At 31.4% G+C, this 13,331-nt stretch carries 15 protein-coding genes and 1 riboswitch; of the genes, 2 read left to right on the top strand and 13 right to left on the bottom strand.

Annotation, left to right across the window (positions count from 1 at the left end; translation table 11 throughout):
• Position 1 precedes the first annotated feature (1 nt).
• The 12 genes from B3W71_RS13890 to B3W71_RS13835 all read right to left on the bottom strand — a co-directional run bounded on the left by B3W71_RS13890 (position 2) and on the right by B3W71_RS13835 (position 10,285).
• Entirely contained in the window at positions 2 to 742 is a 741-nt protein-coding gene (locus B3W71_RS13890) for an energy-coupling factor ABC transporter permease (protein WP_414632034.1), read from the bottom strand.
• Positions 743 to 974: 232 nt separating this feature from the next.
• Positions 975 to 1,751, bottom strand: a complete 777-nt coding sequence (locus B3W71_RS13885; RefSeq protein WP_346889524.1) for a cobalt-precorrin-6A reductase — start codon at positions 1,749 to 1,751, stop codon at positions 975 to 977.
• Positions 1,752 to 1,773: 22 nt separating this feature from the next.
• On the bottom strand, positions 1,774 to 2,499 hold the full coding sequence (cobJ, locus tag B3W71_RS13880; protein ID WP_346889523.1) for a precorrin-3B C(17)-methyltransferase: 726 nt from the start codon (positions 2,497 to 2,499) through the stop codon (positions 1,774 to 1,776).
• Positions 2,500 to 2,674: 175 nt separating this feature from the next.
• Positions 2,675 to 3,667 carry a cobalt-precorrin 5A hydrolase gene (cbiG, locus tag B3W71_RS13875; protein WP_346889522.1) on the bottom strand — a complete coding sequence of 331 codons (993 nt, stop codon included), beginning with the start codon at positions 3,665 to 3,667 and terminating at the stop codon, positions 2,675 to 2,677.
• Between the two features lie 36 nt (positions 3,668 to 3,703).
• Entirely contained in the window at positions 3,704 to 4,456 is a 753-nt protein-coding gene (gene cobM / locus B3W71_RS13870) for a precorrin-4 C(11)-methyltransferase (protein WP_346889521.1), read from the bottom strand.
• An 11-nt stretch (positions 4,457 to 4,467) separates the two neighbouring features.
• A complete protein-coding gene (locus B3W71_RS13865; protein ID WP_346889520.1) occupies positions 4,468 to 5,133 on the bottom strand; it encodes a cobalt-factor II C(20)-methyltransferase in 666 nt (221 codons plus the stop codon).
• A 39-nt stretch (positions 5,134 to 5,172) separates the two neighbouring features.
• Positions 5,173 to 5,736 carry a precorrin-6Y C5,15-methyltransferase (decarboxylating) subunit CbiT gene (gene cbiT, locus B3W71_RS13860; RefSeq protein WP_346889519.1) on the bottom strand — a complete coding sequence of 188 codons (564 nt, stop codon included), beginning with the start codon at positions 5,734 to 5,736 and terminating at the stop codon, positions 5,173 to 5,175.
• A complete protein-coding gene (gene cbiE / locus B3W71_RS13855; protein WP_346889518.1) occupies positions 5,737 to 6,342 on the bottom strand; it encodes a precorrin-6y C5,15-methyltransferase (decarboxylating) subunit CbiE in 606 nt (201 codons plus the stop codon).
• 10 nt (positions 6,343 to 6,352) lie between these two features.
• On the bottom strand, positions 6,353 to 7,432 hold the full coding sequence (gene cbiD / locus B3W71_RS13850) for a cobalt-precorrin-5B (C(1))-methyltransferase CbiD (RefSeq protein ID WP_346889517.1): 1,080 nt from the start codon (positions 7,430 to 7,432) through the stop codon (positions 6,353 to 6,355).
• Positions 7,433 to 7,448: 16 nt separating this feature from the next.
• Entirely contained in the window at positions 7,449 to 8,075 is a 627-nt protein-coding gene (locus B3W71_RS13845; RefSeq protein ID WP_346889516.1) for a precorrin-8X methylmutase, read from the bottom strand.
• A gap of 51 nt (positions 8,076 to 8,126) precedes the next feature.
• The gene (locus tag B3W71_RS13840) at positions 8,127 to 9,443 is read right to left on the bottom strand and encodes a cobyrinate a,c-diamide synthase (RefSeq protein ID WP_346889515.1); all 1,317 of its coding nucleotides are present in this window, start codon (positions 9,441 to 9,443) and stop codon (positions 8,127 to 8,129) included.
• Between the two features lie 11 nt (positions 9,444 to 9,454).
• On the bottom strand, positions 9,455 to 10,285 hold the full coding sequence (locus B3W71_RS13835; RefSeq protein WP_346889514.1) for a sirohydrochlorin cobaltochelatase: 831 nt from the start codon (positions 10,283 to 10,285) through the stop codon (positions 9,455 to 9,457).
• Between the two features lie 142 nt (positions 10,286 to 10,427).
• Positions 10,428 to 10,608, bottom strand: a riboswitch (cobalamin riboswitch).
• A gap of 201 nt (positions 10,609 to 10,809) precedes the next feature.
• Between B3W71_RS13835 and B3W71_RS13830 the strand changes: the two genes are divergently transcribed.
• Complete coding sequence (locus tag B3W71_RS13830) at positions 10,810 to 11,052, top strand: GIY-YIG nuclease family protein (protein ID WP_346889513.1); 243 nt, start codon at positions 10,810 to 10,812, stop codon at positions 11,050 to 11,052.
• 131 nt (positions 11,053 to 11,183) lie between these two features.
• Entirely contained in the window at positions 11,184 to 11,825 is a 642-nt protein-coding gene (locus B3W71_RS13825; RefSeq protein ID WP_346889512.1) for a hypothetical protein, read from the top strand.
• Positions 11,826 to 11,893: 68 nt separating this feature from the next.
• Here the strand turns inward: B3W71_RS13825 and B3W71_RS13820 are convergent, their stop codons facing one another.
• A complete protein-coding gene (locus B3W71_RS13820) occupies positions 11,894 to 13,045 on the bottom strand; it encodes an MGDG synthase family glycosyltransferase (protein WP_346889511.1) in 1,152 nt (383 codons plus the stop codon).
• Positions 13,046 to 13,331 lie beyond the last annotated feature (286 nt).

Genomic DNA, 13,331 nt, shown 5'->3' with positions numbered 1-13,331 from the left:
ATTATTTTACACCTCCAACTTCTAATAACTCTTCAGAGGCATGTTTTTCTATAAAGTCAAATATCATAACAGTTATTATTCCTTCTACTATAGCAAGTGGAACTTGAGTTATAGCGAAGATTGATACAAATTTTCCAAAAGCAGCTAGGAATCCTCCTGTAGTAGCTGGGAATGCAAGTCCAAGTTGAATAGATGTAACTAGGTATGTTGCTAAGTCTCCTAAGGTTGCTCCTAAAAATATTGCCGCCTTTCTATTTTTATTTTTAAGTAATTTATAAACTCCAAAGGCTACCAATGGTCCTGCAATACCCATTGATAAAACATTAGCTCCTAAAGTTGTTAAACCACCGTGAGCTAAGAAAAGTGCTTGGAATAAAAGAACTACTATAGAAACCACAGACATAGCAAATGGTCCAAATATCATTGCTCCAAGACCTGTTCCTGTTGGATGTGATGAACTTCCTGTAACTGAAGGTAGTTTCATTGCTGATAATACAAACGCAAAAGCTCCTATTAATGCTAAAAGCATTTTTAAATCTTTGCTACTCATAGTTTTTCTTCTAATATCTCTAATTCCTAATGCTACAAATGGGATACATGCTACAAAATAGAATGCACACCAACCTACTGGTAAAAACCCTTCTGCAATATGCATACCATAAGCTACTCTTGGTACTGTAAAAAATAGCGTTAATGCCCATATGAATATAAATGATTTTTTAGTGATTATTGATTTATTCATAATCTTTCCCCCTTATATTAAATTAAAATAATTTAATTTAAATATAGTGCCGCTAGCATTGCTTATATTTAAATTATATATACTTAACTGTAGCTAAATATTATTATGGTACTTAATAAATCTAACGTGCACTTTAGATTTATCTTCCATAATCCTTAACATCTCTTTATGTAATGGATAAATAAAAGTTACTCCCACCGTTACCCGAGTATTTTATTTTTCTTTGAAGATGTTATTTAAAGTTTTCTTTATTGCTACAGATATAGTTACATAACTCTTCCTCATCATTAAAGACTTTTCCATAGTCCATGGTTTTTCTTTCTACTACAAAAACTTTAATTCCCATGTCTATTGCAGCCTTTATTTTTTCATAAGTTCCACCTTGTGGTCCACTATCTTTTGTTATTAGTGCCTTACCATCATACTCCTTTGTAAAGGCTTTATTTAACTCGTAGCCTATAGGTCCTTTTATGAATATTAAGTCTTCTACCTTAACTCCTAAAGCAAATACCTCCTCCATAACCTTTAAGGATGGTAACACTCGATGAACTATCCTATTTTTAAGTTTTAGCTCCAATATCTTATCTATATTTCTACTTCCTGTAGTGTTTAAAATACATCCGTCTAAATCTTTTAAAGCTTCCCCTAACTCTTCATAAGTTGGTACCTCTACTATTAAATCATTCTTAGGGAATGTATCTAAAGTACTCTTTCTTTCGTATCTTATATACTCAATGTTCATCTCCTTTGCTATTTTCATAGCTGTTCCACTTATTTGAATTGCATAGGGATGAGATGCATCTACAAGTACTTTTGCACCATTTTCTTCAAGAAGTGCCTTTAAGTCTTCATAAACTAATGGCTTATCATTTAATATCTTATATTTATAGTCTACTAAAAGCTCTCCACCATAGGTGGTAGCTGTAGATACTAAAATGTTATCTGTATGTTTATTTAGATGGGAAAGAATTACCTTTCCCTCTGATGTACCTACTATTAATGCTATCATTGTAATTCTCCTCCCTTAGCGCCTACTTGCTTCCTAGTTTATATCCTCTTGGAGTTATGAATAATCCATCCTTTATATAGCTCTTTGTATTTCCTATAATTACTATAGTCATCATGTCTACTATAGAATCATCAAAGGTTCCTATAGTACAAACTGTAGCTTCTTGTCCTTCTCTTAATGCATGCTTAACTATAGCTACTGGTGTATCTTCATTTCTATATTCTTTTATTATATCTATAGCTTCTCTTAAGTAATGTGGTCTTCCTTTACTCTTTGGATTATATAGGGAAATTATAAAATCTCCTTCAGCTGCAAGTTTAACTCTCTTTTTTATGTCTTCATAAGGAGTCATTAAATCACTTAAGCTTATGTTACAGTTATCATGCATAAGTGGAGCTCCAACTACTGATCCTGCTGAAGATGATGCTGTAACTCCTGGAATTACCTCTACTTCTTCATCTTTTTTCATTTCAAGAATTAATCCAGCCATTCCATATATTCCAGCATCTCCTGTACTTACTACAGCTACTGTTCCTTCACTAGTTAATCTTAACGCTTCCTCACATCTTGCTTCTTCACCCATCATTCCTGTAGAGTAAACTCTCTTACCATCTAAAAGTGGCTTTATCATTTCTATATACTTTGTGTATCCTACTACTATATCACTTTCTTCTATAGCCTTCACTGCTTTAATTGTCATATGATCAAGTCCTCCTGGACCGATTCCTACTACGTATAATTTTCCCATTACTTTTCCTCCATTATCTGTAGACTACTCTACCCTTTATTTTTTACTTAATCTATATCAATCTCTTATAATCAAATAAACGAACTTTATAAGAGCCTTATATGCTATATAATTTAAGATTTCATCTTTCAACTTTAGTAGCTTATACTTCCTTAATTCTACATAAAAACTCTATTTATTCTATTCTTCCAATACAAAGGGTTATTCCTTCAAAGCTAATTTTATATGTGAGTAGTTCTCCTCCTGCTAATTCAACACAAGGTTCACAAACAGCTCTCACTCCTATAGATTTCTTAACGAAATCACTTCCCTTATATTTATGTTCTATTTCTTCAATTTCTTTTAGAGAATGAATTTCCATGGGGCAGTTTAAAAATTCACTTAATGCAATTAATGCCCTTTCATCCTTTTTGACTTCCACTGTAGAAATAGCTTTTACTGCTCTTAAATCTATATTATACTTTCTTAAAGTATCCACAACAAAGTTTTTAACTTTGTCTTTATCCACATCTTTTCTACATCCCATGCCTAATATAATATTTTTTCTTATAAGTTTAAGGTGAATTAGGCCCTCAACCTGTGGTATATTATCCACATTTATTTTATTAGATACTGTAACTATGGCCTTCATATCTTTTGAAGGTATTACATATCCCTTTGGCATCTTTATTTTATTTTCCTCATCTAAAAAACCAACCTTAGCTTTATCAACTAATTTTGCAGCCACATCTTTAGCTATCTTCATATCATCTATAATAAGCTTATTATCTTTTGCAATCATATCTGGGGCATCTATACCCATACTATCTGTAGCTGTAGTTATAACAGGTGTAGCCTTAAGAATTTCTGATACCTTTAAAGCAAGCTCGTTAGCTCCTCCAAGATGTCCTCCTGCAAGACTTATGGAGAATCTACTCTCACAGTCTACAACTACCACCGCTGGGTCTTTATCCTTACCTTTTAGAAAAGGTGCTATACCTCTTACTGCAATACCTGTAGATGAAATAAAGATTATTCCATCTACAGTATTCATAAGCTCTTCACATACAGATTTTAGTTTGAAGTTTTTATTATTATAACTAGAGTAAAGCTTAAGTTCTAAAGTTTCACTTAGTTTTTTTGCAATATTATCTCCTTGTCTTGTTACAGACACTGCTGCTAACTTCATAACTCTCCTACTTTCTAGAATTATAAATTCTAAGAATTATTTTTGCCCTTCTCTAAACATATGAGTAAAGGATTTATCATATAAAAGACTCTTATCATAATCACAATTTATGAAGTCTCCTACTAATATTTGAGCACATTTAGTGATTCCAGCTTCTTTAACTTTTTCTGCTATATCATCTAAAGTTCCAATTATAGCTCTTTCATCTTCCCAAGTAGCTCTTTCAACTACAGCTATATTAACATTTCTTCCATAACCTTTTCTTAATTTTGCAACTACCTTATCTATCATGCTAATAGATAGGAATATAGCCATAGATGCTCCAACTGATGCAAGTCTTTCTAAGTCTTCTGTTTCTGGTACTGGTGTTCTTCCTTCTACCCTAGTTAATATTACAGTTTGAGTTACTGATGGCAGCGTAAATTCTTTCTTTATAACAGATGCTGCTGCTGTAAATGAACTAACTCCTGGAATTACCTTATATTCAATATTTAATTTATCAAGTTCATCCATTTGTTCTTTAATAGCGCCATAAATAGCTGGATCTCCAGTATGAAGTCTCACTACCATTTTATTTTCCTTTTCAGCTCTTTCCATGACTTCAATAACTTGCTCTAAAGTCATTGAAGCTGAATTATGGATTTCACATCCATCCTTACAATAATCCATGTGCTCTTTGCTAACAAGAGAACCTGCATATATAACTACATCTGCTTTTGCTAATGTATCTCTTCCCTTTACTGTAATTAAGTCTGCATCTCCTGGACCTGCTCCTATAAAATAAACCATTCCTCTTCCTCCTAATCTCTATTTGCAATTATAAGTGACATATATTCTTTATTATCTAAGATATCTTCTCTCTTATTTAAGATCTCTTGTCCTTCTCTTCCTGCTCTTTTCACATATACATAGTTAAAACCCTTTGCTTCAAGAACATCTAGCACTTCTTCTTCTCTTTTATAAACCTTCATTATTACTACATACTTTTCATCTTTTATATCTGAAACTCTACTAGCTGGCATTATAAGTAATGGCTCATCACCTATAACTAAAGGTTTTTGTGCAAGACTAGCACTAGCACAGAATGAAGTTATTCCTGGAACTGTTTCAACTTCAAAACCATGTTCTTCTATATATTTAAGTAAATATATATAGGTGCTATAAACAAATGGGTCTCCTAAAGTTAAGAAGGCTACATTCTTTCCTTCTTTAAGCTTTTCTTCTATAGCTTTAAAGGCTTCATATATTTTTTCTTCTTGATCCTCTCCACCCATTGGAAATTGCTTTATCATAACTTCTTTATCTTCTGATATAAAATCCTCTGCAATTCCTAAAGCTATACTTTTTCCACCTTTCATAGCACTTGGTGAAACAATTACTTCACACATTTCTATAGTTTTAACTGCTTTTAAGGTTAATAATTCTTTATCTCCTGGTCCTACTCCAACCCCATATAACTTTGCCATTTATATCACTCCTTCAACTTCCGCTATCCAATACTATTTCTAATTCTTATAAGCCTCTACAATAAAAATTGGATTATATCCAAATAACATGTAACTTTGACCTCTAGTTTTGCTTACTCCAACTTGAGTACAGCTAATTTTTAGTCCTAATTCTTTTAAAGTACTCATTGCTTTATACACATTATCTATAGTTATAAAATTTAAGACCATTACTCCATCATCTTCAAGAAGGTTATGGCATTTTTCAATTATTTTTTCTAAGTTTCCTCCACTACCTCCAATGAAAATACTATTAAACTTTTCCTTCATAGAATCTAAAGCTTCAATAGCTTCTCCTTCTATGACCTCTAAGTTATCGCAACCAAACTTATCTTTATTTTTATAGATTACCTCTAAAGCTTCTTCATCTCTTTCTATGGCAACTACTTTACCCTGTGTACAAAGTTTACTTCCTTGAATTGATATGGAGCCAGTTCCAGCTCCCACATCTAAAAGCTTAGAATTTTCATCTAAGTTAAGTCTTGCTATACTTAGAATTCTAATTTCCTCCTTTGTCATAGGACAGTTTCCTCTTATAAACTCTTCATCTTTTATATATTTCATTTAAATTTCCTCCACTACAAAGACACTTAAAGAAGAAAACTCCTTCTTCATTATCTCCTCTGGTGTACCAACAGTTATCTTCTCATCTTCATAGGATAGGTTTTCTCCTACCCATATATTACAACTTATGTTTTCTTCAAATAACTTACTTGCTAAAGCTTTAGGGGAATTTTTACTATCTGTTAAGAATATACAAGCACTATTTTCTTTAACTAGAGCTAGAAAATCTTCTTCTCTTCCATGAACACTTCCTAAAAATTTACCATTCCAACTCTTTCCTATCTTACTCATTAAATATTGAAAGGAACTGAGGCCTGGTACTATTTCTACGTTATACTCTTCTAAATTTCTCTTTATATAATCTGTAACTCCATAAAAGCAAGGATCTCCTGAGGCAATTACAGATATTTTTTTGCTAGGATTTTCTTTTACTATCTTTAGAATATCTGATAAAGTCTTAACTACTGCTTTATTTGTATTTATAAAGTCTATACTCTCTAGAGCTCTAGAAAATCCTACTACCATATCACTATTTTCTAAAGTTTCAACAGCCTTTGGAAGTATATAATCTCTACTTCCTGGTCCAAGTCCTACTACATATATCATCTTTTCACTCCTATAATGTTGTAGCCAATATTTTAGGATTAGTTGCACCCCAATACATAACTACATCACATTTAAGTTCACCGTAGCTATAAAGTTCCATTCTCTTCTTTACTTTATCTACAATAGTCTTATATATCTCACTATACTCACCATTTAAAGCTTTTATAGCTCCCTCGGTAGTCTTTTCATCATATATATTTCTAATTAAATCATGCGGAGCTCCTGCTAATGCTAATTCTAAAGCTATTACTTCTAGCCTTACATCACATACTCTACTATGAGTGTTGAAGCTTCCAGCAGATATCTTACATATCTTACCTATATGACCTATTATAATTATTTCTTTAACTCCACAGCTAACACAACATTCTATGGCAAAGCCAACAAAGTTTGATATTATAGCCACCTGATCTATAGAATATCCCATAGACTCTGCAACCTTTTCTCCCATATTACCAAAGGCTAATATAAGAGACTTATTTTTTAAAGCCTTCTGTGTTATCTCAATTTTTATTGATTCTTTAATTGACTCCTCAGACATAGGATAAACAATCCCTGTAGTTCCTAATATGGATATTCCACCTACTATATTTAATCTAGGATTAAAAGTCTTCTTAGCTACTTCTTCTCCCCTTGGTACAAATATAGTAATAGTGACCCCTTCATTTTCTGGAAGTACACTACTTACCTCTTGCTCTATCATAAGTCTAGGTACTGGATTAATAGCTGCTTCACCCTTTTCAATATAGAGTCCTTCACCATTAACTACACCTACACCTTTACCACCTTTTAGAATATATCTTTCATCACCTTTTTCAGCTCTTGCCCATATAGGTAATCCGTGGGTAGCATCTATGTCATCTCCACCATCTTTTATAATGGAACACTCTACATAATCCTCACCAAAAACAACTTCATTTATTACTAAGTTTAAAATTATTCCTTTAGGTGTATTAATCTCTATCTCTTTAATTTTTTTACCAGTAAAAAGCATATAAGTAGCTGCTTTAGCTGCTGCTGCTGCACAAGAACCTGTAGTATAACCACATCTTAGCTTTTTACCATTGCTATTTACATATAAATCTAGCATTCTAATACCTTCTTTACTATCTCTCTACTAACATATACATAAGAGCATTAACTATAGCTGCTGCTACTGCACTTCCGCCCTTTCTTCCTCTAACTGTAATCATAGACATATCTTTAACCTTTTCTATCTCTTCCTTCGATTCAGCTGCACCTACAAACCCTATTGGTGCTCCTATGATAAATTTACAATTAGATTTTCCTGTCTCAATAAACTCTTTAAGCTTGAATAAAGCTGTTGGAGCATTTCCAAATACAAAGAACTCTACTCCATCTTCTATAGCTTTTTCTACTGCAGCCATAGAACGAGTTATACCTCTTTCCTTTGCTCTCTCAGCAACTTCTGGTTCTGATACATAACATACAACCTTGCAATTTAATTTTTCTAAAGCTCTTTTGTTGATTCCTGAAAGGGCCATGTTTGTATCTGTATATATGGTTGTTCCCTTTTTTAAAATCTCTAAGGCTGTATCTATAGCGTCATCTGTCATATAAACTAAATCCTTATATTCAAAATCTGCTGTTGTATGAATAACTCTCTTAATTATAGAAAGTTCTCTTTCATCGAAATTATGAGGCCCCATTTCTTCACCTATAATTTCAAAACTTCTTTTTTCTATATCCATTGGTATTTTTATATAATCCATTTTTCCTCCTATTAAAGCAATAATTTTTTATTTTTCACCTTAAATTTATATCTATTTAATTAAGCTCTTTAAAAAGTTAATATTAGAAAAGAAATGTACATGCCCATAAGCTGCTAAAACATTATTTTTTACATATCCACACTTCCACTTCTTTGTGGTTCCATCGTAGACTTTCTTTTCTAATTCATAAATCTTTTCTTCATTTAACTCTACCAGTGATTTATGGAATTCATGACAGTCAATTATCATGTCCTTTGGTATTATGGAATTTTCTTCTGCTACTCTTATAGTTGCATACCCAAAGTTATTAAGCTTTCCAGTCATATAGGATTTTCCTTTAAAGAATCCTACTGCTTCAGCTCCATCTATGCTCTCTGTAAGATACATAAGACCTCCACATTCTGCATAGCACCCTACTCCACTCTTTAATGCCTCTCTGATACTATCTAACATAGATTTATTAGAAGATAACTCTTCTTTGAATACTTCTGGGTATCCTCCACCTATATATATGAAATCTATATTCTTTGGTATCTCTTTATCCTTTAGTGGGCTAAAATACTCAATTGTTCCTATTTCCTCTAAAAGCTCTAAATTTTCTTTATAGTAGAAACTAAATGCTTTATCATAAGCCACTGCAATCTTTATATTCTTATTTTGCAAATGGAAACCTTCACTGTTAGTAGACTGAACATCTGAAGCTCTAAATTCATTTATAAGACCATCTACATCTACATATTCCTCCATAAGACTACTGCACAAATCTATCTTCTTTGATAAATCTTCAACCTCGCTACTCTGAACAAGGCCTAAGTGCCTACTTTTTAATGTTAGTCTTTCATCTTTGGGTATGTATCCAAAAACCTTAATTCCTTTACAATTTCTTTCAATAGCTTTTTTTAAAAGATTGTAATAGCTTCCACTGATATTATTCAGTATTACCCCTACTATATTTACATCTTCATAATTTCTCAAGCCTTCTATTTCTGCACATAGAGTAGCTGATTGAGCCTTAGGCGATAGTACTAATACAACAGGTAAGCCTAGAGTCTTAGATACATGAGCCGTAGAGAAACTAGTATCTATACCCTTTCCATCGTAGAGACCCATAACTCCTTCAACGATTCCTAAATCACCTTTACCTCTTAAATAGCTTTCCTTTACCCCCTCTTCTCTCATTAGGAACAAGTCTAAATTTCTTGAAGCTACTCCAGTTATCTCTCTATGGAAGGCTGGATCTATATAATCTGGTCCAACTTTATATCCTTGAACTTTATATCCTCTATTTATAAGTGTTTTCATAAGAGCTAAAGTAACAGTGGTTTTTCCTCCACCACTACTATTTGAAGAAACTATTATACTTTTCATGCTTAACTCCTTTACGGTGTTTTCTTTGTATCTCCTAGATGAAGATACTTATTATCAATTACATCCTGCACATGATTTATATATATCTGTCTAAACTTTTCAATCTCACCTAAACCATGAAGATATATGTCTACCTTAATCCCAGCTTCCTCTAATATTGTCTTCCATGAATCCTCTTCATCTGAAGCCATATCATTAGTTGCATGATCTCCGGCTACTAACATAAGAGGCGCTAACTTAACATAACTTATGTCTTCTCTTTTAAGTATTTCCACTATCATATCTATGGTCGGATATCCTTCTACAGTTCCAACATATACATTATTATAATTTAAATAAGTAAATACACTTTGAAGGGCTACAAAAGCTGAATTAGCTGGGTGATTGCTTCCATGTCCCATAAACACCATAGGTTTATCCTTTGGTATAATCTCTTTTATAGCATCTACAAATATCTCATAGTCATTAGGGGTTTCTTCTCCACCTTGAAAATGGAGTGCTGGTCTTCCTACTTTTATAGATTTAAACTTATTACTTGCTTTAAACTTATCAACCACTAATCTAATATATTGGAATTCTTCCCCTGGTATTATATGAAGTGGTTGAACTATAACTTCTTCATATCCTTCTTTATATAGTTGCTCTAGAGCTTCCTCGGGAGTAGGTATAACTATTTCATCTCTATTCTTTATCTTTTTTATTATCATGTGTGCTGTAAAAGCTCTCATAACATAATAATCTTTAAATCTCTCTCTTATTTCATCTTCAATCTTTTCTATAGTTAACTTTAACGTATCTTTATAACTCGTTCCAAAACTTACTACTAATATGGCTTTTTTCATTCTAGCTCCTCCAAATTTAATAAATTAACGCAAAATAAACCTCTACCCAAAAGGTAGAGGTTAAAATTCAATTTAACTACATTATGCAATTATAATTTGTAATATATACAAACTATAATATCAACTCCCTTCCCTCCGAAGTGTCATATTTATGCTTTAGGCAGGTCTCCTGACTCACGTATCATCCTCCATCTCACCTTCCCAGAAATACACTCCAGTGGTTTTTCTATGAGATTTCGTCTTCGCACACAGTAGCGGGGGCTGTAGTGGACTTAAACCACTTTCCCTATTAAACATAATGTACCTAAAACTATACTTTATTCAATTTAAATCAACATATTATTTACCGGTTCTCATTAATTTACCCTAATTATACCTTATCATTTAATTTAATTCAACACAAATACATTGTATTTATAAAAATAACTCACTCTATTGATGATAAAATAATGTTATACTATTTAAATAGTATTATATAATAGTAACAATTATTCTAATTTTAATATATTTTATGGAGTAGAGATATGTTTTTTGTTTATATACTAAGATGTAGTGACAATACTTTATATACAGGATGGACAACTGATTTAAATAGACGGCTCAAATGCCATAATAGTGGTAAAGGAGCTAAATATACTAGATGTAGGTTGCCTGTAAAAATTGTGTACTATGAAAATTTACCTGACAAATCATCAGCTTTAAAAAGAGAATGTGAAATAAAAAAACTTTCTAGAGCTGGAAAACTTCTTCTTGTAGAAAAGCAATGAAAGGAATCTAATTATATTGATATTTCAATGCTATACTAACTTATATTTTTCTTATATTATTGAAATATTATATTTGAACTATAATATTTCATAATTTAATTATTTTCATAAGGTGTTATGGAGGAGAATTTATGAAAAACACAAAACTTTCTTTTGCCTTATTATTTAAATGGCTATTTAGGGCAATTTTATTAATATTATTTATTTACTATTTTGCTATAAGAGCTGGTAACAACGCTAATTATATTAGTAATATTTTATTAATATTTCTTACATCCTTTGTACCTGATATAGCCTTGAATGTATTTAAAGTCAAAATGTCTAATTCTGCAGACTTCTTATTACAATTCTTTATATTCCTAGCTCTATTTTTAGGTAGAATGTATAATATGTACTCAATACTTCCTTGGTGGGATTTATTTCTTCACTTTGCTTCTGGAGCTCTTTTAGGATTTTTATCCTTAGCTATATTAAAGCCCCTCATAGGTAAAAATAATTTTAAAATATTACCTCCCCTATTTGTAGGTATATATATATTACTTTTTACTATTGCTGGAGCCGCACTATGGGAATTTTGGGAATTTACAGGCGATCAATTATTTGGGTTAGACTCTCAACTTAATAGTCTTATTGACACTATGACAGATATGATAATGGGTTCTTTAAGTGGAGTTTTAGTATCTATAATGGGATTTTTACACATAAAAAATGGCTCATTTAAATTTTTAGATGAATTTATTAATGCCTTTACAAAAATTAGTAAAGGCAAATAAAAACTCACAATATATTTTATATAAAAATGACCAAGGTCTTAAAAACCTTGGTCTTAAACATTTAAATTTTAAGCAATTTCTGAACCACTTTCAGCTTCACTTTCTTTAATTAATCTTCTTATAAGTTCTAGTAACTCACTAGCTGAATTTGATTTATCAAATTTCATACAATTTTCTTTAATCTCTTTTAACTTATCTCCATCTTTAAGCAAGGCCTCTATAACTTCACTACAGTTATCTCCTCGTCCTATAGATATAGACATTCCATGATTTAATAAAAACTTTGCATTTGCTTCTTCTTGGCCAGGTATTGCATCAAAAGTGATTAAAGGAAGATTTGCCGCTAAAGCTTCTGATACTGTTAATCCTCCCGGTTTAGTAATTAAAACATCTGCTAAGTTCATATATCTATGTACTTCATCTGTAAACTTTATGAGTTTTGTTTGTTTATTACTAAGCTTAATCTGTTCCTTGATTTTATTATATAATATCTTATTATTACCGGTTAGGATTATAATTTGAAAATCCATAGGTATATTGCTTATGTTCTTATATATTTTTTCTATATTATATACCCCAAAGCTTCCGGCCATAACTAATACTGTCATTTTATTCTCACTTAATTCTAGATCTTTTAACAGCACTTTTTTATCCTCTCCATCTTGATGAAAAAAGCCACTATGTACTGGAATTCCATAAGGATGAATTTTGTTAGAATCAATTCCTCTATCTATCATATCCTCTATCATATCTTCACAAGCTACACAATATTCATCTATATTAGGCTTTATCCATGTATTGTGAGGAGCATAATCAGTCATTATGCATATTGATGGTACCTTTATACGCTTATTTCCCTTTAGTATAGAAATCATTTCTGTGGGAAATGGATGAGTTGTTATAACAACATCTGGTGAGAATTCTTCTATCAAAGGCAATAACTTTTTTGAAAACAAAAAAATCAACTTTGTCACTAAACGTGTTAGAACGCCAGACTTGTCCGTTGAGCTATATAAACTTTTATATAGGGCATTTAAATACTTTGCTAGTACTAGATATCCCTTTGTTACTATTCTATTTATAAATGGATTAACATACTCTAAGGTATCTACTACTTTTATATTAGCATCTGGTTCATTTTCTAAAATATATGATTCTAAAGCTCTCGATGCTTTAAAATGACCTCCACCAGTAGATGCAGATAAAATAAGAATATTCATATTTACAATCCTCTCTCTATTTACTTCACATGGTATTATGTAGTAAATCTAACTACTTTATTTTACCACATCTAATATATATTAGTCCAATTAATTAAATCTAATATATCCCATCTAAAGTTGTAAACATCATATCTAACGTTTATTATCCTATATAATTCTATACTATATAAGTTCAAACAAATAAAATTCATTAATACTCTCTAGTGTAATCCAAGATTACAACCAAATTTAATGTATACCTTTATTAAGACTTATATGCATTAGTTATAAGACTACCTTAAAA

The organism is Clostridium sp. UBA1056 (assembly GCA_002316385.1).
In the GTDB taxonomy this organism is placed as follows: domain Bacteria; phylum Bacillota; class Clostridia; order Clostridiales; family Clostridiaceae; genus Clostridium_J.
Note: the sequence above shows the minus strand (reverse complement) of the source record. Positions and strands in the feature narration are given on the sequence as shown.